Annotated in this window: 24 protein-coding genes and 1 pseudogene; 19 read left to right on the top strand and 6 right to left on the bottom strand. The window is 65.2% G+C overall.

Going from position 1 to position 21,610, the window contains the following annotated elements:
• Positions 1 to 61: 61 nt before the first annotated feature.
• Positions 62 to 361, bottom strand: coding sequence for a hypothetical protein (locus CBI38_RS29025; protein WP_109334399.1), 300 nt, complete (start codon positions 359 to 361; stop codon positions 62 to 64).
• A gap of 160 nt (positions 362 to 521) precedes the next feature.
• Here CBI38_RS29025 and CBI38_RS29020 point away from each other — a divergent pair, with 160 nt between their 5' ends.
• The 3 genes and pseudogenes from CBI38_RS29020 to CBI38_RS38565 all read left to right on the top strand — a co-directional run bounded on the left by CBI38_RS29020 (position 522) and on the right by CBI38_RS38565 (position 2,174).
• On the top strand, positions 522 to 974 hold the full coding sequence (locus CBI38_RS29020) for a nitroreductase family deazaflavin-dependent oxidoreductase (RefSeq protein ID WP_109334397.1): 453 nt from the start codon (positions 522 to 524) through the stop codon (positions 972 to 974).
• Between the two features lie 99 nt (positions 975 to 1,073).
• Positions 1,074 to 1,384, top strand: a pseudogene (locus CBI38_RS29015) (DNA-binding protein); the annotation flags it as partial.
• 361 nt (positions 1,385 to 1,745) lie between these two features.
• Positions 1,746 to 2,174 carry a hypothetical protein gene (locus tag CBI38_RS38565; protein WP_204164841.1) on the top strand — a complete coding sequence of 143 codons (429 nt, stop codon included), beginning with the start codon at positions 1,746 to 1,748 and terminating at the stop codon, positions 2,172 to 2,174.
• Here CBI38_RS38565 and CBI38_RS29005 read toward each other — a convergent pair.
• Complete coding sequence (locus CBI38_RS29005) at positions 2,144 to 3,367, bottom strand: L,D-transpeptidase (protein ID WP_109334395.1); 1,224 nt, start codon at positions 3,365 to 3,367, stop codon at positions 2,144 to 2,146. The two genes, CBI38_RS38565 and CBI38_RS29005, sit on opposite strands and share 31 nt — an antisense overlap.
• Before the next feature lie 111 nt (positions 3,368 to 3,478).
• Here CBI38_RS29005 and CBI38_RS29000 point away from each other — a divergent pair, with 111 nt between their 5' ends.
• The 6 genes from CBI38_RS29000 to hadA all read left to right on the top strand — a co-directional run bounded on the left by CBI38_RS29000 (position 3,479) and on the right by hadA (position 9,522).
• The gene (locus CBI38_RS29000; RefSeq protein WP_109334393.1) at positions 3,479 to 4,234 is read left to right on the top strand and encodes an IclR family transcriptional regulator; all 756 of its coding nucleotides are present in this window, start codon (positions 3,479 to 3,481) and stop codon (positions 4,232 to 4,234) included.
• Positions 4,235 to 4,335: 101 nt separating this feature from the next.
• A complete protein-coding gene (locus CBI38_RS28995; RefSeq protein WP_109334391.1) occupies positions 4,336 to 5,310 on the top strand; it encodes a PDR/VanB family oxidoreductase in 975 nt (324 codons plus the stop codon).
• Positions 5,311 to 5,338: 28 nt separating this feature from the next.
• Positions 5,339 to 6,544, top strand: coding sequence for a cytochrome P450 (locus CBI38_RS28990; RefSeq protein ID WP_109335446.1), 1,206 nt, complete (start codon positions 5,339 to 5,341; stop codon positions 6,542 to 6,544).
• A gap of 25 nt (positions 6,545 to 6,569) precedes the next feature.
• On the top strand, positions 6,570 to 7,922 hold the full coding sequence (locus tag CBI38_RS28985; RefSeq protein ID WP_109334389.1) for an MFS transporter: 1,353 nt from the start codon (positions 6,570 to 6,572) through the stop codon (positions 7,920 to 7,922).
• Between the two features lie 206 nt (positions 7,923 to 8,128).
• Positions 8,129 to 8,992, top strand: a complete 864-nt coding sequence (locus tag CBI38_RS28980) for a cyclopropane mycolic acid synthase family methyltransferase (RefSeq protein ID WP_109334387.1) — start codon at positions 8,129 to 8,131, stop codon at positions 8,990 to 8,992.
• A 14-nt stretch (positions 8,993 to 9,006) separates the two neighbouring features.
• The gene (hadA, locus tag CBI38_RS28975; protein ID WP_230989997.1) at positions 9,007 to 9,522 is read left to right on the top strand and encodes a (3R)-hydroxyacyl-ACP dehydratase subunit HadA; all 516 of its coding nucleotides are present in this window, start codon (positions 9,007 to 9,009) and stop codon (positions 9,520 to 9,522) included.
• A 32-nt stretch (positions 9,523 to 9,554) separates the two neighbouring features.
• On the opposite strand, the gene CBI38_RS28970 is transcribed toward hadA, so the two are convergent.
• Positions 9,555 to 10,502: a helix-turn-helix transcriptional regulator gene (locus tag CBI38_RS28970; protein ID WP_109334384.1), complete on the bottom strand. Its 948-nt coding sequence runs from the start codon at positions 10,500 to 10,502 to the stop codon at positions 9,555 to 9,557.
• 89 nt (positions 10,503 to 10,591) lie between these two features.
• On the opposite strand from CBI38_RS28970, the gene CBI38_RS28965 reads away from it, so the two are divergent.
• The 7 genes from CBI38_RS28965 to CBI38_RS28930 all read left to right on the top strand — a co-directional run bounded on the left by CBI38_RS28965 (position 10,592) and on the right by CBI38_RS28930 (position 17,368).
• Positions 10,592 to 11,008, top strand: a complete 417-nt coding sequence (locus tag CBI38_RS28965) for a VOC family protein (protein ID WP_109334382.1) — start codon at positions 10,592 to 10,594, stop codon at positions 11,006 to 11,008.
• Position 11,009: 1 nt separating this feature from the next.
• Positions 11,010 to 11,576 carry a YdeI/OmpD-associated family protein gene (locus CBI38_RS28960; RefSeq protein WP_109334380.1) on the top strand — a complete coding sequence of 189 codons (567 nt, stop codon included), beginning with the start codon at positions 11,010 to 11,012 and terminating at the stop codon, positions 11,574 to 11,576.
• 108 nt (positions 11,577 to 11,684) lie between these two features.
• Positions 11,685 to 12,656: a YihY/virulence factor BrkB family protein gene (locus tag CBI38_RS28955; protein ID WP_109334378.1), complete on the top strand. Its 972-nt coding sequence runs from the start codon at positions 11,685 to 11,687 to the stop codon at positions 12,654 to 12,656.
• Positions 12,657 to 12,845: 189 nt separating this feature from the next.
• Complete coding sequence (locus CBI38_RS28945; protein WP_109334374.1) at positions 12,846 to 15,194, top strand: FHA domain-containing protein; 2,349 nt, start codon at positions 12,846 to 12,848, stop codon at positions 15,192 to 15,194.
• Between the two features lie 35 nt (positions 15,195 to 15,229).
• Positions 15,230 to 16,177, top strand: a complete 948-nt coding sequence (pip, locus tag CBI38_RS28940) for a prolyl aminopeptidase (protein WP_109334372.1) — start codon at positions 15,230 to 15,232, stop codon at positions 16,175 to 16,177.
• Positions 16,178 to 16,232: 55 nt separating this feature from the next.
• On the top strand, positions 16,233 to 16,757 hold the full coding sequence (locus tag CBI38_RS28935) for a DUF2384 domain-containing protein (protein WP_109334370.1): 525 nt from the start codon (positions 16,233 to 16,235) through the stop codon (positions 16,755 to 16,757).
• Entirely contained in the window at positions 16,754 to 17,368 is a 615-nt protein-coding gene (locus CBI38_RS28930; protein ID WP_418328295.1) for an RES family NAD+ phosphorylase, read from the top strand. The genes CBI38_RS28935 and CBI38_RS28930 overlap by 4 nt, the downstream gene beginning before the upstream one ends.
• Positions 17,369 to 17,497: 129 nt before the next feature.
• Here CBI38_RS28930 and CBI38_RS28925 read toward each other — a convergent pair whose 3' ends face one another.
• The 3 genes from CBI38_RS28925 to CBI38_RS28915 form a co-directional block, all read right to left on the bottom strand.
• On the bottom strand, positions 17,498 to 18,052 hold the full coding sequence (locus tag CBI38_RS28925; protein WP_109334366.1) for a YceI family protein: 555 nt from the start codon (positions 18,050 to 18,052) through the stop codon (positions 17,498 to 17,500).
• A 109-nt stretch (positions 18,053 to 18,161) separates the two neighbouring features.
• Positions 18,162 to 18,515, bottom strand: a complete 354-nt coding sequence (locus CBI38_RS28920) for a GNAT family N-acetyltransferase (protein ID WP_109334364.1) — start codon at positions 18,513 to 18,515, stop codon at positions 18,162 to 18,164.
• A 72-nt stretch (positions 18,516 to 18,587) separates the two neighbouring features.
• Positions 18,588 to 19,049: a MarR family winged helix-turn-helix transcriptional regulator gene (locus CBI38_RS28915; protein ID WP_109334362.1), complete on the bottom strand. Its 462-nt coding sequence runs from the start codon at positions 19,047 to 19,049 to the stop codon at positions 18,588 to 18,590.
• 135 nt (positions 19,050 to 19,184) lie between these two features.
• Between CBI38_RS28915 and CBI38_RS28910 the strand changes: the two genes are divergently transcribed.
• The 3 genes from CBI38_RS28910 (at position 19,185) to CBI38_RS28900 (ending at position 21,605) form a co-directional block, all read left to right on the top strand.
• Positions 19,185 to 19,694, top strand: coding sequence for a VOC family protein (locus tag CBI38_RS28910; protein ID WP_109334360.1), 510 nt, complete (start codon positions 19,185 to 19,187; stop codon positions 19,692 to 19,694).
• A 48-nt stretch (positions 19,695 to 19,742) separates the two neighbouring features.
• Entirely contained in the window at positions 19,743 to 20,531 is a 789-nt protein-coding gene (locus CBI38_RS28905) for a pirin family protein (RefSeq protein ID WP_109334358.1), read from the top strand.
• Between the two features lie 102 nt (positions 20,532 to 20,633).
• On the top strand, positions 20,634 to 21,605 hold the full coding sequence (locus CBI38_RS28900; protein WP_109334356.1) for an alpha/beta hydrolase: 972 nt from the start codon (positions 20,634 to 20,636) through the stop codon (positions 21,603 to 21,605).
• The last annotated feature ends 5 nt before the right edge of the window (positions 21,606 to 21,610 follow it).

Below are 21,610 nucleotides of genomic sequence, written 5' to 3'. Positions count from 1 at the left end.
CACTGTCGATTGTGGGCACTCAAGGGTTGCACGCCGTAGCGCGCGAAGGAGTGACGACGAGTCAGCTGTCTCGCCGAACGGAGAGGGCGCGTGCCGGTCGGTTCTCGCGGTAGGCGCCGCCTCGGAGGACGAGTGGAGCGGGGCCGATGTCCGATGCGCTGTGCAAACGTGCACTGCCGTCGGCCGACCGATCGGCCGGGGCGGGGGTGATGTCACCGCGGACGGCCCGCGCCATGGTGGTGGCCTCGCCGATGGCGAACGCGATGGGAATGGCAACGACAACGGATGCGACGGCAGCGGCTGCGTCGAATGCGAGGCGCGTTACTGCGAGTGCACCATTGACTGTGTCGCGCACGCCCATGAAAGCTTCCTTCGCTATTGGTCGCTGTGGAGCACACGACCTCGCCGGGAATTGCATTGCGCCGTGCAGGTTACGATTGATCTTGCACTACTTGCGAGTACCAAACCGTCCAGTTTTCTTTTCTGCCCACGCGATACACCATCAGTGGAGGCCGAACGACATGGAACACTCGCCCGACACCGTGAAGCCCCCGTGGTACCTGCCGTGGGTCAACAAGGTGATCATCGGTCTGCATCACCTGGGGATCGCCATGCCGATGCCGACGCTCACCGTTCCCGGGCGAAAGAGCGGTAAGCCGCGGTCGACGCCGGTGTCACCGTACGAGGTAGACGGCTCGAGGTACGTGGTCGCCGGATATGCCCGATCGGATTGGGCAAGAAATGCGGAGGCGGCAGGCCGTGGAACGTTGACCCGCGGCCGTCACAGCGAGCAGGTGCGGCTCGTGGCCCTGCCGGTGTCCGAGCGGGGACCGATCCTGCGAGAATTTCCGGCCAGAATGCCTCATGGCGTCTCGATGTTCTTGAAGGCCGGAACGGTCGAGAATGCGTCGCCGGAAGCGTTCGAAGCCGCCGCGCCCCAGTGCGCCGTCTTCCGGATCGAGCCACTCGGCTAAAAGAGCAGCGACAACGCACGAAGCCGCCGGGACGCCGTTTATTGCCCTATGTCGCGTCTCCGCCGCCGAAACCGTGTGCCGAGGACGAACGCTTCGGCAGTGTCCAAAGCTGTACACGCGGCCCGTCGGCTGGTCCTCGGCCGTGCGCTGCGCAGCGAACGCCTCGGCGAGCAGTCGCTGTCCAAGCGCTAGCGCTGCCGATCTTCGCGTCCGACCCACTGTCGTCCGTGGCGTATGCGACCCAGGAAATTCTGCTGATCCTGTCGCTCGGTGGGCTTGCGTACCTCTACCTCACGCCGTACCTGGGTGCAGCGGTGGTGGTGCTCCTCGCGGTGTTTGTGCTCTCCTACCGGCAGGTGGTCTTCGCGTACCCCAGCGGCGGCGGATCCTACGACGTCGCCAACCGCAACCCCCGGAAGGTGATCACCATTTACATTCCCGAATACGTCGGGCACTGGTGGGAAAACCTTCTGCACAATCAGAGCGCACTACGCCTCGAGGGCCGATTGCTATATACGCCCGGTGTGATGGTGACCAGCATCCCTTGGTTGCTGGACTCCGCCCAACGCATCCGCGACCCGGCACCGCTTCCCGCGCCTGGCGACATCCGCCGCGGCGCTCTCCCCGCGAAGTCATCACCGCCTGACATCCGGAAGTGAGTCATCTTTCTGCCGGTCAGCATGTTCACCGAAACAGGAGCGGGGTACTCAGGGGACGTCCCATTCGGATCGATCAGCGACATGAGGATTGTCGCGAAACTTGGTGAATGTCATGAATATCGTTCACAGCACCGTTCGGGTGGTCTCCGGAGCCGGTGACGCTGCAACGGCCACTCTCGGTGCGATCGGTGGTGCCGCGATCGGTAGCGTCGTCGGCACTGTCAAGGGGGTCGGGGAGGGGGCAGTCGAGGGCGCTCGTCGAGGCAGCCATTCCACTCCAGCAGCCGTCGTGACGATGGGGGCGGTCGCGCTGACCGGCGTGGTGGAGTGGCCTCTCGTTGCCGCGGCCGGCGGTACCGCCCTGTTATTGCACCAACTCAAGCCCGGCCAAGGAAAAACTGAGGCACCGGCGGAGCCCGGCACGGCAGGCGACACGACTCCGGAAAGCACGAAAACGGCGACTGAGGCGCCGGCGGCCGGCGGCGCTGCACGAACTGCCACGTCGAAGCGTCAGCGCAGCGCGCTGCCCGCCAGCCACTGATCCCAGGGCACGCTCCAGTCACCGTTCTGCCATTGCTCCAGGGGGGCGCCGCCGGTGTTGCGCACCTCGACGATGTCGCCGGGGCGGGAGAAGTCGTAGAACCAGCGGGCGTTCTCGGGGCTGAGGTTCAGGCATCCGTGCGAGACGTTGGTGTTGCCCTGAGCCCAGATGGTGTCCGCGAGTTCGTGGAGGTAGATGCCGTCGGTGCTGATCCGGGTTGCGAAGTTGATCGACTCCTTGTAGCCGAGGCGGGAGTTCACCGGCAGCCCATAGGTGGAGGAATCCATCACCACGGGGTTGGCCTTGTCGATCACGGTGTAGATGCCCGGCTGGGTCCAGAACGTCAGGGTCTGGCCGCCGACGACTTCACTTCCGCCCATGCCCATCGACGTCGGCATGGTGCGGACCACCTCGCCGTTATCGCTGACGGTGATCTGTTTGGTGGTGTCGTCGGCCACGGAAATGTGGGCGTCTCCGATGGTGAAGGAGGTGGTCGCGTCCTCCTGACCGAACAGACCCTCGCCGAGAGGTTTTCCGTAGACATTCGCGCGGACGGTGACTTTCGTGCCGGGTTCGTAATAGTTCTGCGGGCGCCAGTGCACATTCTGATCGTCGGCCCAATACCAGGAGCCCGACACCGGCGGCGTCGTTTCGACGCTCAGTGCCCGTTCGGCGGCTGCGCGGTCGGTGATCGGCTCGTCGAAATGGGTGACGATCACGATGCCGACGCCGAAGGTGCCGCCGTCGGTGAGGAGGTTGCCACCGGTCGTCAGGAACGAGGGTTTGGTCTGGTTGCCGGGCCGCACGGTGGTGAATGTGCTCGTTCGATCGCTACGGGCGCCGTCATCGCCGACCGCGGTGATCACCAGGGTGTAGGTCTTGCCGTAGCCGAGGGGTACGCCCGGCTTCCATGACACGCGGTCCGGGGTGAAGATGCCGTCGATGACCCGGCCCTCGTCGTTGGTCATCCTGACCGACTCGAGAGTGCCACCCGTGGCGTCTACCGACACCGGATCGAGCGGTTTCACCGCCGCCACCCCGTCGGCCGGGACCACGGTGATCTGCGGCCCTGCCGACGGTTGCGCACTGGTGGGCGCGGACGGTGCGGAGGTGGAGCCACAGGCGGTGAGAAACGCGGTGCACAGCACCAGAGTCAGAAGTGCGGCCAGACAGTGGGAACGGTGATTGCGCATGACGGCGGCCCCCTCGATCCGTGTGGGTTGTGCAGACTAAACCTATCTCGCCGCTCTGCCGGGCGTGGTGCAGTTTCCTCCGCGGGATTCTTCTCGGTGCACACTGGTGACATGGCGCGTGTGCACACCGGTGAGTCGGTTCTGGCCCGGGCGGTGCGGATCGTGGAATCGTTCCACTCGGATGATTCCCTGCTGACGGTGTCGGAGATAGCTCGCAGATCGGGCTTGCACCTGTCCACCACCTCGCGGTTGATCGACGAGCTGGTCGGGTGCGGCTGGCTCGAGCGGGAGAATCGCCGGGTGCGGATCGGGGTGCGGCTGTGGGAGGTGGCCTCCCGGGCATCGCCGACTCTCGGACTGAGGGAGGCGGCGATGCCTTTCATGGAAGACCTGCACTCGGTGGTCGGACAACACACACAGCTGGGAGTGCTCGAGGGCGACGAGGTGCTGTTCATCGAGCGACTCAGTGCGCCCGGTGCCGTGGTCAACTACACACGCATCGCCGGTCGCATGCCCCTGCACGCGTCGTCGTCGGGCCTGGTTCTGCTCGCGCACGGGCCGGCCGAACTACAGGAGCGGATTCTGCGCGAGCCGTTGAAGGTGTTCACCGACAAGACGATCCACACCGAGCGTCAGTTGCGAACCGCGCTGGCCGATGTGCGCAAGCACGGCTACATCCTGTGTGCGGGTTACATCTACCCCAACACGACTGGTGTCGCGGTTCCTATCCGAGACCCGTCCGGTCGGGTTCTTGCCGCGCTGTCGGTCGTGGTGCCCAATGAGCAGGCCTACGCGCAGATCCCGGCCCTCAAGGCGGCGGCACGGGGAATCTCGCGAGTGATGGCAGACACCGTTCACGCACCGTAGTGACCCGGCTGACAGATTTACTTTCAACTATTGAAAGTGGTGTGGTGCCGATATCCGGCTGTCGATGATCCTCGACGGACAGCCAGATCGAGGAGTGCCAGATGCCGGAAAATGTGATCGCCCCCAGTGCCGCGGTGGACGCGACCCTGCAAGTCGTCGCGAAAGCGGACGTAGCGCAAGACGTTGTCGCGCTGACGCTGCGGCACCCGGCGGGCCGACGGTTGCCGGACTGGGCACCGGGCGCCCATATCGATGTCATGCTGCCCTCGGGTGCGACCCGCCAGTACTCGTTGTGCGGCGACCGATGGGACGCCTACACCTATCGGGTGGGGGTATTGCGCGAGCAGGACGGACGAGGAGGGTCTGCCTTCATCCACGATCGGCTCGCAGTGGGTGATCTCGTCGGTACCGGCGGTCCCCGCAACAACTTCCGGCTGGTTCCTGCGCCGAGGTACCTGTTCGTCGCCGGCGGCATCGGTATCACGCCGCTCATCCCGATGATCCACCAGGCGGACCTTCTGGGGATCGACTGGCAACTGCTCTACGGTGGACGTACCCGTGGATCGATGGCGTTCCTCGAGGAACTCGAGTCCTACGGTGAGCGCGTCGTCGTCGCACCCCACGACGAGGTTGGTCGTCTCGACCTTCCGTCCTGGATCGGCGCGCTGTCCGGCACCGATGCGAAAGTTTACGTCTGCGGGCCGTCGTCTCTCCTCGCAGCCGCCGAATTACTCTGCGCCGGTTGGCCTGCCGGGAAGTTGCGCACGGAACGGTTCGTGCCCGAGCAACATGGCGCACCGGTTCGGGACGAACCCTTCGAGGTGGAACTGGCCCGTTCCGGCTCGGTGGTCACGGTGACACCGGGTGCCAGTGTGCTCGATGCCGTGCAGGCAACCGGCGTCAACGTTCTGTCCTCCTGCCGTGAGGGCACCTGCGGAACCTGTGAGACCACCGTCCTCGCGGGCGAACCCGATCATCGCGATTCCATCCTCGACGACGAGGAGCGGTCCGCCGCCGACTGCATGTTCATCTGCGTGTCCCGGTCCTGCTCCGACCGTCTCGTGCTCGACCTCTGACTACCAGCGAAGGACTTTTACCGTGACGATGTTCGCCCCTGCCTCCACCCTGCCCGTCAGCGACGTCGACCCGTTCGCACTGGGTGTCCTGGAAGATCCGTTGCCGTATCAGGCGCATCTGCGTGATGCCGGCCCCGTCGTCTACCTGAGCCGGTACGACGTGTTCGCGATGGGGCGCTACGAACAGGTCCACACTGCTCTGACCGACTGGCAGTCGTTCCAGTCTGCCGCCGGTGTCGGGTTGACCAACTTCCGGTACGAGCAGCCGTGGCGGCCACCGAGTCTTCTGCTCGAAGCGGATCCCCCGCACCACGACGCACCACGGGCCGTGCTGAGCAAGATTCTCGGACCGCGCGCACTGCAGAAACTGCGCGCAGCGTGGTTCGCCGACGCGGAAGTGCTGGTCGACCGGCTACTCGAGTCCACAGAGTTCGATGCGGTCACCGATCTGGCCGCTGCGTTCCCGCTCCGAGTCTTTCCCGACGCGGTGGGACTTCCCGAGGAGGGCCGCGACAACTTGCTGCCCTACGGGGACCACGCGTTCAATGCGTTCGGTCCCGTCAACAGTTTGGTGGAGCGGGGTGCACCCCGAGTGGCCGAACTGTCGGACTGGGTCGCTGACCGATGCCGCCGCGAGGTACTCGCCGACGACGGGTTCGGAGCGCAGATCTGGGCGGCTGCCGATCGCGGTGACATCACGTACGAGCAGGCACCGCTCGTGGTTCGCTCCCTCTTGACGGCGGGCGTCGACACCACGGTCAACGGGCTCGCCGCCGTCCTCTACGCGTTCGCGCGTCACCCCGACCAGTGGGCGCTGCTGCGGCAGAACGCCGCTCTGGCGCGCACCGCTTTCGACGAGGCGGTGCGGTGGGAGTCGCCGGTCCAGACGTTCTTCCGCACCGCCACCGGCGACATCGACATTGCGGGCACCGTCGTCCCGGACGGCAAGAAAATCCTGATGTTCCTGGGTGCCGCCAACCGGGACCCTCGCCGATGGGACAACCCGGACGCCTTCGATCTCACCCGAAACCCCTCCGGGCACGTCGGATTCGGAATGGGCATTCATCAATGTGTCGGTCAGCACGTGGCAAGGCTCGAATCCGAGGCGCTGTTGACAGCGCTGGCGTCCCGGGTGGAGTCGATCGACATCGTGGGCCCGGTTCGGCGCCACCTCAACAACACGTTGCGTTCCTGGAAGTCCTTGCCGGTACGCGTCACGACCGTGCAGCGCTGAGCTGCCGAGAAAAGGGAGAGATCAGATGACGTTCGACTTGCGTGAGCGTATCGACCATAGTCCGATGACGCGGTACCAGTGGGGAGCGGTCGCGATCTGCGTGTTACTCAACGTCCTCGACGGCTTCGATGTGCTGGTGATGGCATTCACAGCGCAGTCGGTGTCGAAGGAATGGGCTCTGTCGGGCTCTGTCCTCGGCCTCCTGCTCAGCGCCGGGTTGTTCGGTATGGCGGCGGGATCGCTGTTCCTCGCGCCCTGGGCGGACACCATCGGCAGGCGGGCGATGATCCTGCTGTGCCTGGTGCTGGCGTCCACGGGAATGCTGCTGTCCGCGATCAGTCAGAGCGCGATGCAACTCGGGCTGCTGCGCGCACTGACCGGCATCGGCATCGGCGGAATCTTGGCCAGCAGCAACGTGATCGCAAGTGAGTACGCCTCGACGCGGTGGCGCGGTCTGGCGGTGAGCCTCAACTCGACCGGTTACGCCATCGGTGCCACCCTCGGCGGCATCATTGCGGTGGTCCTGCAGACGTCCTACGGGTGGCGGTCGGTGTTCCTGTTCGGTGGATTGTGTACTGCCGCCATCATTCCCGTCGTCTACCTGCGGTTGCCCGAATCGATCGACTTCCTCCTCGAACGCCGCCCGGCCAAGGCCCTCGAGCGCATCAACGCCTTCGCCGCGAAGGTCGGTCAGGACAGCCTGACCGTGTTGCCGGAGCCCAGGGCCAAGGAGGCCGCCGAGGGCGGATCGAAGATGCGGGCGTTGCTCGCACCGCAGCAGCGCCGCAACACCTTGCTGGTGTGGTCGGCGTTCTTCATGGCGATGTTCGGGTTCTACTTCGTCACCAGTTGGACCCCCAAGCTGCTGGTCGAGGCCGGTATGTCGGCGAATGAGGGCGTGACCGGCGGCGTGCTCCTCAACCTCGGGGGCATTTTCGGCGCCACGCTGCTCGGGGCGTTGTCGGCCAGGTTCGCACTGAAGCGGGTGCTGATCGCCTACATGCTCGTCGCAGGTGTGCTGCTCACCGTGTTCGTGCCCACCACCGCGACCATCGTGCTCGCCTTCGCCCTCGGTGCTCTCATCGGTGTGTTCGTCAACGGGTGTATCGCGGGCCTGTACGCGATCACCCCCTCGGTGTATGCCCCCGCGGTCCGAGCCACGGGCGTCGGGTGGGGTATCGGTATCGGCAGGATCGGAGCGATTGCGTCACCCATCGTTGCGGGGGCCCTCCTCGATCTGCACTGGTCCCCGGCTCAGCTCTACGTACTTGTCGCCGTGTCCTTCGGTCTCGCCGCCTTGGCGGTCTCGCGCCTGCGCGTGGAGCGCACCGAGGTGCACACCACCGCGACCACGGAGGTATCGCTGACCACACACTGAGTCAGCGGCGCGGGAGCGGAGTGCCCAACGACATTTTCATGGAGTTCCGGTCGCGGGCCGAGCACGCAGTGGGTATCTTGAGATCAGCCGGACGGTGGCGTCGTCTCCGAGGGGTCGACGTCATCGCTCCAGTGAAAAGGTTCGTGAGCTAAGCAGCCAGCTCGACGTTGGTGCATCTGCACTGATCACGAGAGGTGGGTCGCGCAGTGGACAAGTTGACCCCGTTCTACGCCGATGTGCAATCCCACTACGACCTCTCCGATGAGTTCTTCGCCCTGTTCCTCGATCCCACTCGTACCTACAGCTGTGCGTATTTCGAACGTGACGAGATGAGTCTCGAAGAGGCGCAGATCGCCAAAGTCGACCTTGCGTTGGGTAAGTGCGATCTGCGACCGGGTATGACGCTGCTGGACGTGGGGTGCGGCTGGGGGTCCACCATGCTGCGGGCGATCGACCGGTACCAGGTGAACGTCATCGGGTTGACGTTGAGCCGTAACCAGTTCGAGCACGTGAACGAGGAATTCTCGCGGCTGCCCCTCGGAGATCTCACGGCGGAGGTGCGCCTCGAGGGCTGGGAAGATTTCGACGAGCCGGTAGACCGGATCGTCAGTATCGGTGCTTTCGAACACTTCCGGCGTGAACGCTACGACACCTTCTTCCAGCGATGCCGGAAGATGCTGCCCGAAGATGGTCGAATGTTGCTGCACACCATCACTCAGATCAACCGCCACCGCATCCGAGAGCTGGGCTTGCCCATCAATCGTGAGGTTCTACTCTTCGGACAGTTCATTCAGCACGAGATCTTCCCGGGGGGTCAACTGCCGGAACCGGAGTGGGTGGTGGCAGGTGCGGAGAAGGCCGGATTTCGGGTGGAGCGGATACAGCCGCTGCAGCAGCATTACGCGCGGACGCTCGATTCGTGGGCCACCGCCCTGGCCGAGCACCGCGAGGAGGCGATCGTCGCCGCCTCGGAGCAGACCTATGACACCTACATGAAGTACCTGAGCGGCTGCGCGAATTACTTCCGCGACGGCTACATCGACGTCATGCAGTTCAGCCTCGCCTTATGACAGCCGAATTGACTGTGAGCGACCAGGTTGCGGCACTGGTCGGGCACACCTATCGAATGCCGGGTTACTACGAGGTCGGCCGCGAGAAAATCCGCGAGTTCGCCGATGCCGTGCACGACGATCACCCGGCACACCACCTCGAGGAGGATGCCGCGGAACTCGGCTATCGAACGTTGATCGCACCGATCACGTTCACGTCGATCCTGGGTTCCATTGTCCAACAGCATCTTTTTACCGAATTCGTGACGGTCTACGATTTGAGTCAGGTTCTGCACACCGACCAGCGCATCGTGGTACACAGACCTGTTCGGGTGGGAGACCAGCTCTACTGCGAGTCGACTCTCGAGTCGTTCCGGGAGTCGCACGGACAAGATGTCCTGGTGTTTCGAAACGAGATCACCGATGGTGACGGCGGCGCCGTGCAGACATCCTGGACGACGATGACCGCCCGTAGCGGCGGTGTGATCGACGAGGCACTCGCCGGCGTCGTCGCCGATGTCACTCGCCGCCGTGCGCCGCGAAGGTACTGACGTCGGCCCTGACCCAGTCGTCCGGGGAATGATCAACCCGGACCATAGCGGCCGACGAGTTCACCGCCGATCCGTGCGAGTTCGGATTGCACCGACGATGGGTCCAGAACTTCGACCATGGCACCCCACCCGGCGAGGTTGCGGGCGATGTCCAACGGGGTGGGTGCGGCGAGGCGAACGCGGACGCGGCCGTCGTCGAGCTCGGCGTCGGTGTGGCAGTGGCGGCCGAAGTGGTCACGGAGTATGGGCACGAACCGCGCTTCGATGAGGACGGTGGCCCACGTGCGTGACCGCTTCTCCTCCATTTGCCCGACGATTCGCTCCCACGCGGTGGCGAGCGCAAAGCCGTCCGGCCGCTCGGCCGGGTGGTCGGTGGGCTCGCTGGCCATGATGCGGTCGACGCGGAAGGTGCGCTGCCCCTTGTCGGTTCCGGCGAGCAGGTACCACGTGTCATCTTTGTCGACCAGCCCCCACGGGTCGACGAGCCGCTCGGATTGCTGTCGGGCGCTGTTGCTGTACGTCAGTCGTACCTTGCGTCGGCGGATCACGGCATCCTGCAGAAGGTCGACCATCTCGGGTCGGCGGCGGTCCCGCTCCCCCCACCGGGTGGGGTCGATCATCGTGGCGCTGGCAGCGGCCTCAGCGTCGGCCCGGAAGGTCTGAGGAAGGGCTCGCACGAGTTTGCGCATCGCCGCTTTCGCCTCGTCCGAGACGGCCGCGGCCGGACCGACCAGCAGAAACAGGGCCTGCGCTTCCGTTGCCGAGAGGCCGCTCAGATCGGTGCGCGCGCCACCGACGAGTGACCAACCACCTCCGCGGCCGGGTTGGGGATAGACCGGGATGCCCGCCACCGACAAGGCCTCGAGGTCGCGGCGGGCAGTGGCGACGGACACTTCGAGTTCCTCGGCGAGCTCGGCGGCGGTCGCGCGGCCACGCGACTGCATGAGTAGAAGGGTGGCGACGAGGCGGTCTGCGCGCATAGGTGAAGTCTCCTCCAGAAAGTGCTCACTTGGTGAGCACTTTGGGGCGGAAGATTGTTCTTGTCACTCACCGATGGAAGGAACCACACATGTTGCGAGGACTCACCACCGTCAACTTCTTCGCGGACGACCTTTCGGCTGCACGGGACTGGTACACCGAACTGCTGGGCATCGAGCCGTACTTCGCGCGCGAGGTGCAGGGAGCGCCCGCGTATATCGAATTCCGGATCGGCGACTACCAGCACGAGTTGGGCATCATCGATCGTCGATTCGCGGCGGAGAGCCGGACCGGTGAGGCAGGGGCGGGAATGACCTACTGGGCGGTGGACGACGTCGAGGCCGCCTTCGAACGGTTGCTGTCCCTGGGCGCCGTCGTGCATGCCAAGCCGGTCGAGCACGGACCCGGATTCGTCACCGCTTCCGTCGTCGACCCGTTCGGCAACGTCCTCGGCGTGATGTACAACCAGCACTACCTCGAGGTCCTCGGATCCCGGACGGGAGCCTGAGGTGAGCACCGTGTCCGCGAGTACGTCCGCCGAATGGCGGGACTGGCTCGCACAGAACTGTCGGTCCGAGAAGGAAGTGTGGCTCGTCCTCCACCACAAGGACAGTGGCACCGCGAGCGTGCGCTACGCGGAGGCGATCGAGCAGGCGCTGTGCTTCGGCTGGATCGACGGTGTGCACCGCAAGCACGATGCGCACAGTTCGCGGCTGCGATTCACTCCGCGCACCGAGCGGAGTTCCTGGAGCCGGGTGAATCGTGAGCGTGCGGCGAGAATGATCGAGCTCGGTCTGATGACAGAGCAGGGTCAGGCGATGATCGATCTGGCCATGGCCAAGGGAACGTGGCAGGTGCTGCCGGACGACGAGAGTGTCCCGGACGACCTGCGCACGTTGCTCGATCGAAATGAAGACGCACGCAACAACTTCGAAGCCTTTCCGCCGTCGTCGCGGCGGCTGATCCTGGAGTGGATCGCGAAGGCGAAGAGGCCGGACACCAGGCAGCGTCGGATCGAGCGAACGGTCGCGCTCGCCGAGGTGAACGTCCGCGCCAACCATCCGAGAACACGGTGATCGTGCCGCTCGGCGAGGATCGACGGAATCCCCGGAGCTGACTGGTGCCCGAGGGCAGCATGCTTCTTACCTGCGCCTTCCGCCGCCTGCCAGGGCAAAATGAGGAACATGAGCATTGCGAGGCGGTTGGACGCCCTTCAGCGTCGTCACCCGGCGCTCGGATTTCCGATCGCCGTGCTGTACAAGTTCCTCGACGATCAGGGCGTGTATCTCGCCGCATTGATCGCGTACTACGGCTTCATCTCGCTTTTCCCGTTGTTGCTCCTGCTGTCCACGGTTCTCGGTTTCGTTCTCGCCGGCAATCCGGGCCTGCAGCAGGACATCATCGACTCGGCGCTGCGCCAGTTTCCGGCGATCGGGACCGATCTCGCGACCCAGGATCGGATCGGTGGTGGGTGGGCCGGTTTGGTGATCGGCGTGGTGGGTGCACTGTACGGAGGTCTCGGCGTCGCGTTGGCGTGCCAGAACGCGATGAACACCGCGTGGTCGGTGCCGCGCCATCAACGGCCCGACCCGATCCGCGCCCGCGGTCAGGGTTTTCTGCTCCTCGGCACGATCGGTCTGGCTGTCCTCGGCACCGCCGCGATCTCCGGCATCGGTGCCGCGGCACATCTCGACGGACCCCTCAGCGTGCTTCTGATCGCCGCCACGCTGATCTTGAATTCCGGGATCTTCATCCTCGCCTTCCGGCTCACCACCGCACGGCCGTTGTCCAATGCAGATGTCGTTCCCGGGGCGGTGGCCGCGGCCGTTCTGTGGCAGATCTTGCAGACGTTCGGTGCCTTCTATGTCAGCAGCGTGGTGCGCACCACCTCGGTCACGAACGGTGTGTTCGCCATCGTTCTGGGACTGTTGGCGTTTCTGTTCCTTGCCGGGGTCACGGTCGTGCTGTGCGTCGAGATCAATGTGGTGAGGGTGGACAATCTGCATCCGCGCGCCCTGCTCGCACCGTTCACCGAGAAGGTCGATCTCATCGAAGGGGACAAGCGCACCTTCAGCGACCAGGCGCAGGCGCAGCGTGCCGTTGCCCACGAAGACATTCAGGTCACGTTCGACGACAGACGCGCCGACCGCAGCTGACGATGGATACTGACGAGATCCGACGACGACGACGACGGCACACCGGCGTGGCTCGCCACAATCTCGCGGATCTGAACGGTCGGACCGGCCGGTTCTGGTGATCGCTTCGTCCGCGAGCGACCGCGGCTGCGTGAGACGATGGACGAGTCGACATCCGGACGCCGGACGACGCTGACGGAGGCCTTGGCTATGGACGACGCGGCGGATACCGGCCCGCGGGTGGTGGTCGAGACCGAGCACGCCCGCATGAGCTACGACGCGGGGAAAACCGTTCGCATCGGCCGTGACCCGCAGATGGAAGTTACGGTGATCGATCCGGCGGTGTCGCGGGAGCATGCGCGCCTGAGCTGGGACGACGGCTGGCAACTCGTCGACGCAGGCAGCAAGAACGGGTTCTTCGTCGACGGTAAGCGCAGGGAGCGGCTCCGCGTCACCGATCCCGTCACCGTCCGCCTCGGCAACGCGTCCGACGGACCCGTGGTGCGCATCTTCGTCGAGGATCCGGAGGCGACGCAGCAGGCGGTCGGCCCGCGATGGAACGAGTCGACGGTCGAAGTCGGGGCCAAGCGTGACGACGCGGTCCCGACCCGTCCTCAGGATCAATTAGTTCCCGCCGGATCCGTCACGGTGGGTCGAGCGCCGGACAGTGACCTGGTCGTCCGCGACGTACTCGCCTCACGCAGGCACGCTGTCCTCCATACACGGAAATCCGGACTGGAGATCGAGGACCTCGGGAGCGTCAACGGAACATTCGTCGGTGGTGCCCGGGTAACTCGCGCCCGGCTGAACGACGGTGACGTCGTCACGATCGGCAACACCGATTTCAGCGTGGAGGGCGATCGGCTCGTTCCGCGGCGAACGACGGCACCGGCCGTGAGCGGACTGCACGTGCAGGGCGTGGGACTGACCATCGAAGGCGGGCGTCGACTGCTCGAAGAAGTCGATCTCATTGCAGGGCGGGGCACCCTCACCGCGGTGATCGGCCCGTCGGGTGCGGGCAAGACCACGATGGCCACCATTCTCTCCGGCTCACTGACCCCGACCGAAGGTGTGGTCGACTTCGAGGGCCGAAGCGTCCACGCCAACTATCAAGTCCTGCGGTCCCGCATCGGGTTGGTCCCGCAGGACGATGTCGTGCACCGGCAATTGACGATTCGGCAGGCACTGGGTTACGCCGCCGAGCTGCGGCTGCCACCGGACACGACGCGGGCGGACCGCGAGGACGTGATCGCGTCGGTACTGGCCGAGCTGCAACTCACCGAGCACGCGGACACGCGGGTCGATCACCTGTCGGGCGGCCAGCGTAAACGGGCATCTGTGGCGCTGGAGTTGCTCACCGGGCCGTCCCTCCTCATCCTCGACGAACCGACCTCGGGCCTCGACCCCGCGCTCGACCGACAGATCATGGGCACGTTGCGCCGCCTCGCCGACTCGGGCCGCGTCGTCGTCATCGTCACGCATTCGCTCTCGTACCTCGAGATGTGCGATCAGGTTCTCCTCCTCGCACCGGGCGGGAAGACCGCCTACGTGGGTCCGCCGGACGAGGTCGGGTCGATGCTGGGCAGCTCCGACTGGGCCGATGTCTTCGCCCGGGTCGCGGCCGAGCCCGACAAGGTGTTCGCCGAGTACCGTGCCCGCCGCACCTCGGTCGACGTGGGTCCACCGCCGCCGCCCGGACCGTTGGGGAGCCCCGCGCACACCTCGAGGTGGAGGCAGTGGAGCACCGTGTCGCGAAGGCAGATTCGGCTGATTCGCGCCGACAGGGGATATCTGATCTTCCTGTCCTTCCTGCCCTTCGTCCTCGGCGGGTTGTCCGTGCTCGTGCCCGGCGACACCGGATTCGGTCCGGCGCCACCCGAGTCGAGCGAGTTGAACCAAATCCTGGTCGTTCTGATTCTCGGCGCGACTTTCATGGGTTGTTCGCTGACCATCCGCGACCTCGTCGGTGAGCGCTTGATCTACCACCGGGAACGCGCCGCCGGACTGCTCCCATCCGCATACCTGACGGCGAAGATCGTGGTGTTCTGCGCCGCGGGGGTCGTGCAGTCGGTGGTGATGGTGACGGTGGTCTTCGTCGGCAAAGGGCTGCCGGGTCCGGGGACGGTCATCCCCTCGGGCGCCCTCGAACTGATCGTGGACATCGCCGTCACCACCTGCGCCTGCGTGGTGCTCGGTATGGCGTTGTCGTCGGTGGCGCGCTCGAACGAGCAGGTGATGCCCATGCTCGTCATCGCGATCATGGTCCAGCTGGTGATGTGCGGCGGCATGATCACCATCACCGGCCGCGCCGTGCTCGACCAGTTGTCGTGGCTGTTCCCGTCCCGCTGGGGCTTCGCCGCCGCCGCCTCGACGGCGGATCTACGCACGAACTCCCCTGGCACGGAGGACGACCCGCTCTGGCAACACGTTCCGTCGTGGTGGCTGTTCAGCATCGGCATGCTGGTGCTCATCGGTGTCGTCCTCGCAATCGTCAGCTACAGCAGGCTTCGCCTCCGCCGCCCACGTCGCCGAGCACCGGAGGTCCCGGCAACCGGGTAGTCGGTCACCTCACGCTGCACTGTCACACTTGGTCAATGGTGGCGCTGTATCCAGCTGTCGAACCCTACGACTCCGGATTTCTGGGTGTCTCCGACGGTCAGGTCCTGTACTGGGAGAGGGTCGGTAATCCTGCGGGTACTCCGGTGGTCTATCTGCACGGCGGCCCCGGCTCTGGTTGCACACCCGGAATGCGCCGGCTCTTCGACCCCTATGCGTTTCGGGCGGTGCTGTTCGACCAACGGGGATGCGGCCGTAGCCGGCCACTGGCGGATGATCCGGGCGTCGACCTCTCGACGAACACGACGGCGCACCTGATCGAAGACATCGAACGACTGCGGGAATACCTCCGAATCGACAGATGGGTCGTGGCGGGTGCCTCGTGGGGCGTCACGCTCGGGTTGGCCTACGCGCAGCGTCATCCCGACCGTGTGATCGGCATGGCGTTGGGTGCAATCACCACGGGCACCCGCGCAGAGGTCGAGTGGATCACCCGCGACATGCGGAGGGTGTTCCCGCGCGAGTGGGAACGGTTCGTCGAACCTGTGCCGGACGGCGAACGCGGGGGCAACCTTGCGGCCACATACGCACGCCTGCTCGCTCATCCCGACCCAGCCGTTCGCGAGAACGCCGCACTGCGGTGGTGCGAGTGGGAGGACACCCACGTTTCCCTGGCGCCGGGGTGGACACCGAACCCTCGATACCACGACCCTGCGTTCCGTATGGTGTTCGCACGCCTGGTCACCCACTATTGGGGTCGAGATCATTTCCTCGCAGACAACCAGCTACGCGAGGGAATGGACCGATTGACGGGTATCCCCGCGGTACTCGTCCACGGCCGACACGACGTATCCGGTCCGCTGGACACGGCGTGGGAGCTCTCTCGCCTCTGGAAGAGCAGTCGACTCGTCGTCGTCGACGATGGCGGCCACGGTGGTGGCAGCTTCACCGACCAACTCATCGCTGCGATCGACTCATTCGGTTGACGAGGTTGACACCATAGGACACCGTAGTTGACAAGGTTGACGGAAGGGGTGGGCGATGACGTCGCTGATGGAGCAGGAGAAGCGGCTGATGGAAGAGCTCTCGCAGCGGGTGCACCGTACGTTCGCTGCGGCCGCTGCGGCTGGGGTGTCCACTGACGCGTTCGCGGATGTGAAGGCGATCGCAGATGCGATGTCGGCTGCGCTCCCTATTCACCATGTCTACGACCAGGTCGTCGGTCCGTTCTACGATACCGCCGGCCTGACTCGGTGGTGGAATGTCAGTCGTCAGGCGGTGAGCAAGAAGGTTGCGACCGGGGCGGTGATCGCCTGCCAACTAGAGGAGGGTCAATGGGTCTACCCGGTGTGGCAGTTCACCAGCAGCGGCACCGTCGACCCGGCGCTGGTGCAGGTGTGGCGTGCTCTGCGTGCTGGGGCGGACCCGTGGACGTGTGCGCTGTGGCTGCGGGCACCGCAGGACGCTTTCGGTGGTAAGACCGCGGTGGATTGGTTGACCGAGGGTGGCCGGGTCGACCCGGTGCTGGCGGCGGCTCGCGCGGATGTGCAGCGGTGGGCGGCGTGAGGGAGGACGTTGCTCTGCGGGTGCCCGGAAAGCGCACGCTGACGGGGTTTCCGAGGTGGCGGTTGACCGGGAGGCGGCAAGTCAAGCGTGGACACCGGGTTTCGAATGGACCGTGGTGGTTTTCTTCTTCGGGTGGCGGACGATTCGATCTGTCCGCACCGCGGGGTACGTGTTATGTCGCCTTCGATGAGACGACGGCGATCCGCGAAACGGTGGGGGAGGCGTTGGCCTCGCTCGGGGTAATCGCCCACGACTTCGCGGCCGAGCGGGTGCTGTCGACTTTGCGGATACCGGGTGCCCATGACCTCGCGGACACCTGCGCCGGCACGGCTGCCGCGTTCGTGCTCACGCGGGAGATGTGTTCGATGACCCCGTATGACATTGCCCGGGCGTGGGCGGCGGCGTTTGATGTCGAGTTCGACGGCATCCGGTATCAGACGCGATTCACGACCGGCCCGTCGGCGAATGCGGCCGCAGTATTCGGTCCGGCCGGAGAAGCGCCCTGGCCTGTGGATCCCCGGACAGACTCTTTCGCGGCGGCGGCGAGACGTTGCGGTATTGCGGTACAGCCGCTTCCGAGGTCGGTCCGGGTCCTCGATCCGCCAACCTGACGATTCGGGGAACCGGCGTTCCGGGTTCCCGCCTCTTCGACTCGACGCACGAATGTCACAGTAGCCCAAGCGAACTGGGCTACTGCGACATTCGGTGCGCGCGCTCCTGTGGTGAGCGCGGGGGTGGTGTCAGGCCTGGAGGCCGGCTTCGATCTCGAGGCTGATGGTGATCTTGTCGCCGACGACGGCTCCGCCGCCTTCGAGGGGCATGTCGATGCTGATGCCGAAGTCTTTGCGGTTGAGGACGGTGGTGGCTTCGAAGCCGGCGACCGGGCCGTTACCCATGCCGGGGTTGACGCCGTTGAATTCGAGCGCGAGCTCGACCGGGCGGGTGACGCCGCGGAGGGTGAAGTTGCCGTCGACCACGTAGTCGTCGCCCTTGGTGCGGATGCCGGTGGAGGTGAAGGTGGCGGTGGGGAACTGCTCGGCGTCGAAGAAGTCGGCCGACTTGATGTGGGCGTCGCGGTCGGCGTTCTTGGTGTCGATCGAGGCGACCTGGATCTCGGCGGTGACGGAGGCGGTGCCGTCCTCGGCGACGGTGATGGCGCCGGTGAAGTCGTTGAACGTGCCGCGGACCTTGCTGACCATCAGATGGCGGACGGAGAAGCCGACGGTGGAGTGGACGGGGTCGATGGCCCAGGTTCCTGCGGTGAGGCCGGGCAGCGTGGTGATGGCGGTGGTCATAGTGAACTCCTCGAGAGTGGTCTACCGGGGCGGTGAAGAATCTGAAGTAATTGAACTTGCAACTACAACGATAGGGGGATGTCGTTGCGATGTCAACTAAAAATGAAAACTACTGGGTCGACGAGCGAATGAACTCGAGGATCTCGGACGTCACCGGGTCGGTGATGTCCTCGAAGTCGTCGTGCTTCTTCAGGTAGGCGGCCACCAGTGGGCAGACCGCGGCGATACGCAATCCCGAGCGGCGCACATCGTCGAGTGCATGGCGGATCAGGATGGAGCTGAGGCCGTGGCCGGAGAATGCGTCGTCGATTTCCGTGTGGAAGAAGATGCGGCGACCGTCGTTGTCGCGGTATGCGGTGAATCCGACGGGTTGTCCCGAGACGCCGAGCTCGTAGCGGTGCCGATCGGGCACGTGCGTGACCGTGGTGTCGAGTGCGGGAGAGGTGTTGTCGGAGTGCGTCATTGATCGTCCTTCTTGCTCGGTGACACTGCGGGTGGGTGGAATTCGGGAGTTCGGGTGGGTGGAATCTGCCGTTCAGGTGTTCTCGAGCATGTGGGTGCGCATCTCGCTGTAGTCGTGGCCGAGAATCGCGACGTCCCGGGGGCTGAGCAGGTCGAACATGTTCCGGCGAACCTCGGCCACGTGTCCAGGGCTTGCGGCGGCGAGCTTGTCGGCGCCGGCATCCGTCAACTCGGCCATCATTCCGCGTTTGTCGTGCTTGCACTCCACGCGGCGTACCCACCCGGCGTCGACGAGCCTGCTGATTGCCCGCGTCGCCCCGCTGCGAGTCGTGGTGACGGCCTCTGCCAGTTCGCTCATCCGCAGTCGCCGCTCCGGGGCCTCCGAGAGGACGACGAGCAGTTCGAAATCTGTGAACGAGATGCCCGCATCACGGGTGAGTTGCCGATCGAGCGCTTGCAGCAGCAGGCGAGTGGCGTCGAGATAGGCACGCCACGTCTGCTGTTCCTGCGCGCTGAGCCACCGAGTTGTCTTCACATATCAACAATACCCCGAGTAGTTGACAGCGCAACTACTTGGGGTATTCTCAAAGTAGTTGAAGACGCAATCACTCCGATTGGCCCGAAAGCTGACCGGCGTCCTCGTCGCCACCTCGCGAAAGGAATCACGGCTATGAACACCACGCCCGAGCAGAAGAGCTCCGAGGGGTTCGCGGCGCAGCGCGACCGAATCCGTGCCGAGCACCTGAAGCCGGTATCGACGCGGCCTGCGTCGTCGGCCCGCGGTCTCCATCACACCGCATTGATCAGCGGGGACGTCGAGCGCACGGTGCGGTTCTACCAGGATGTGCTCGAGTTTCCGCTCACGGAGCTGATCGAGAATCGGGACTACCCCGGGTCGTCGCACTTTTTCTTCGATATCGGAAACGGCAACCTGCTGGCGTTCTTCGACTTCCCCGGACTCGACATCGGCCCCTATCAGGAGGCTCTCGGCGGACTGCATCATGTCGCGATCAGCGTCGAACCCGAACGATGGGAACACCTGCGCCGCAAGCTGACCGACGCCGGCATCGAGCTGATCGAGCACAGCGAGGTCTCGCTGTACTTCCGCGACCCCGACGGTGCCCGCCTCGAACTCATCGCCGACCCGCTCGGGGAAATGTACGGGTCACACGTTCTCTGATCGAGAGCCCGTAACCACCACTCCCACATCTCGAAAGGTGCTCCGATCATGACCACTGCCGTAACTCGTCCCCCGTTGGATGTCCGCAGGGCCGACGACCGCTTCAAGACCCATGCAGGCTGGCTCGATTCCAAGCATTCCTTCTCGTTCAGCCGCCACTACGACCCCGCCAATACCCACCACGGGGTGTTGATGGTCAACAACGATGACATCGTCGTTCCGGGGATGGGTTTCGACACCCACCCGCATCAGGACATGGAGATCGTCACCTGGGTGCTGCAGGGTTCGCTGGTTCATCAGGATTCGATGGGGCATTCCGGGGTCATCTACCCGGGCCTGGCTCAGCGGATGAGCGCGGGCACCGGCATCTTGCACTCCGAGAAGAACGACTCGTGGCGTCTGGGCGGTGTCGCCGGTGCCCATGCCGACCAGCACAGCGACCCGGTGCACTTCATCCAGATGTGGGTCGTTCCCGACGAAGCCGGTATTACGCCCGGTTACGAACAACTCGAGATCGACCACGAATTGCTGGCCGGGGGACTGGTGCCGGTCGCGTCGGGCATGCCCGCGTACGCCGACCACTCGGCGATTCGGATCAAGAACAAGTACGCCGCAATGCACGTTGCGCGCATGCAACCCGGGCAGGCGCCGATCGCCCTGCCCGACGCGCCGTTCCTCCATGTGTTCGTGGCGCGCGGTGAGGCATCGCTGGAGGGCGTCGGGGTGCTCGGCGAGGGCGACGCCGTACGGGTCAGCGGCGGTGGAGGTCAGCAACTGACTACCGAAACCGGTGCCGAGGTCATCGTGTGGGAGATGCACGCCGAGATCGCCGGGTAGTCGGTCGGGGTTCCGGGGCGTCCGACACCCGTCGGGCATTCCCTCGCCAACTTCCTCCAGCTGTTGGGTGACCTGGGCCACATTCGGACTCATGCTGGGTGCATGACATCATTTCCCACGCTCGACCCCGAACTCGCGGCCGCGGTCACCATGCTCCCGAATCTCGATTTCTCCGACCTGCCCTCCGCACGGGCGACCTTCGACTCTCTGGTCGGCTCCCTGTTGGCTGATCTGTCGTTCGACGGAGTCCGTGTTCAGGAGTTGTCGGTCCCAGGCCTCGGCGACGACCCGGACGTCGGTGTCCGGTTCTTCACGCCGGAGAACACGGGGGGACCGCTGCCGGTTCTTCTATGGATCCACGGGGGTGGGTTCGCGATCGGAACGGCGGCCTCCAGCGACCCCTTCTGCGTCGAGGTGGTGCGGGAACTCGGGTGCGCCGTCGCAAGCGTCGAATACCGGTTAGCTCCGGAAACGCCCTTTCCGGGTCCGCTCGACGACTGCTACGCGGCTTTGACTCACCTCCACGCCCACGCGGACGAGTGGGGAATCGATCCCTCCCGCATCGCGGTCGGTGGTCAGAGCGCGGGTGGTGGGCTCGCCGCCGGAACCGTCCTGAGGGCGCGTGACGAGGGCGTCGTCCCGGTCGCGTTCCAGCTTCTTGACATTCCCGAGCTCGACGACCGGCTGACCACCGCCTCGATGACGACGTTCATCGACACCCCGTTGTGGCACCGCCCCAATGCGATCCTGTCGTGGCAGTACTACCTCGGGGCGTCCTACACCGGATCGGAAGATCCGAATGTGTCGATCTACGCGGCGCCGGCCCGCGCAACCGATCTTCGTGGCCTGCCCCCGACCTATCTCTGCACGATGGAATTGGACCCGCTGCGTGACGAGGGGATCGACTACGCCCTCGGCCTGCTCCGCGCCGGTATCAGCGTGGAGCTGCATTCGTTCCCCGGCACCTTCCACGGGTCCGGATTGCTGGCGACGGCGGAGGTCAGCAAACGCGCGATGGCGGAGGCACTCGACGCGCTGCGGAGAGGCTTGCGCGTGGTGTCACCAGCCTCGTAGCGTTG

This window comes from Rhodococcus oxybenzonivorans, assembly GCF_003130705.1.
Classification (GTDB): Bacteria; Actinomycetota; Actinomycetes; order Mycobacteriales; family Mycobacteriaceae; genus Rhodococcus_F; species Rhodococcus_F oxybenzonivorans.
Note: the sequence above shows the minus strand (reverse complement) of the source record. Positions and strands in the feature narration are given on the sequence as shown.

Coding starts and splice junctions, on each gene's coding strand:
- CBI38_RS29025 (WP_109334399.1), bottom strand. CDS start 361: ATGGGCGTGCGCGACACAGTCAATGGTGCACTCGCAGTAACGCGCCTC.
- CBI38_RS29020 (WP_109334397.1), top strand. CDS start 522: ATGGAACACTCGCCCGACACCGTGAAGCCCCCGTGGTACCTGCCGTGG.
- CBI38_RS38565 (WP_204164841.1), top strand. CDS start 1,746: ATGAATATCGTTCACAGCACCGTTCGGGTGGTCTCCGGAGCCGGTGAC.
- CBI38_RS29005 (WP_109334395.1), bottom strand. CDS start 3,367: ATGCGCAATCACCGTTCCCACTGTCTGGCCGCACTTCTGACTCTGGTG.
- CBI38_RS29000 (WP_109334393.1), top strand. CDS start 3,479: ATGGCGCGTGTGCACACCGGTGAGTCGGTTCTGGCCCGGGCGGTGCGG.
- CBI38_RS28995 (WP_109334391.1), top strand. CDS start 4,336: ATGCCGGAAAATGTGATCGCCCCCAGTGCCGCGGTGGACGCGACCCTG.
- CBI38_RS28990 (WP_109335446.1), top strand. CDS start 5,339: ATGTTCGCCCCTGCCTCCACCCTGCCCGTCAGCGACGTCGACCCGTTC.
- CBI38_RS28985 (WP_109334389.1), top strand. CDS start 6,570: ATGACGTTCGACTTGCGTGAGCGTATCGACCATAGTCCGATGACGCGG.
- CBI38_RS28970 (WP_109334384.1), bottom strand. CDS start 10,502: ATGCGCGCAGACCGCCTCGTCGCCACCCTTCTACTCATGCAGTCGCGT.
- CBI38_RS28965 (WP_109334382.1), top strand. CDS start 10,592: ATGTTGCGAGGACTCACCACCGTCAACTTCTTCGCGGACGACCTTTCG.
- CBI38_RS28955 (WP_109334378.1), top strand. CDS start 11,685: ATGAGCATTGCGAGGCGGTTGGACGCCCTTCAGCGTCGTCACCCGGCG.
- CBI38_RS28945 (WP_109334374.1), top strand. CDS start 12,846: ATGGACGACGCGGCGGATACCGGCCCGCGGGTGGTGGTCGAGACCGAG.
- pip (WP_109334372.1), top strand. CDS start 15,230: ATGGTGGCGCTGTATCCAGCTGTCGAACCCTACGACTCCGGATTTCTG.
- CBI38_RS28935 (WP_109334370.1), top strand. CDS start 16,233: ATGACGTCGCTGATGGAGCAGGAGAAGCGGCTGATGGAAGAGCTCTCG.
- CBI38_RS28925 (WP_109334366.1), bottom strand. CDS start 18,052: ATGACCACCGCCATCACCACGCTGCCCGGCCTCACCGCAGGAACCTGG.
- CBI38_RS28920 (WP_109334364.1), bottom strand. CDS start 18,515: ATGACGCACTCCGACAACACCTCTCCCGCACTCGACACCACGGTCACG.
- CBI38_RS28910 (WP_109334360.1), top strand. CDS start 19,185: ATGAACACCACGCCCGAGCAGAAGAGCTCCGAGGGGTTCGCGGCGCAG.
- CBI38_RS28905 (WP_109334358.1), top strand. CDS start 19,743: ATGACCACTGCCGTAACTCGTCCCCCGTTGGATGTCCGCAGGGCCGAC.
- CBI38_RS28900 (WP_109334356.1), top strand. CDS start 20,634: ATGACATCATTTCCCACGCTCGACCCCGAACTCGCGGCCGCGGTCACC.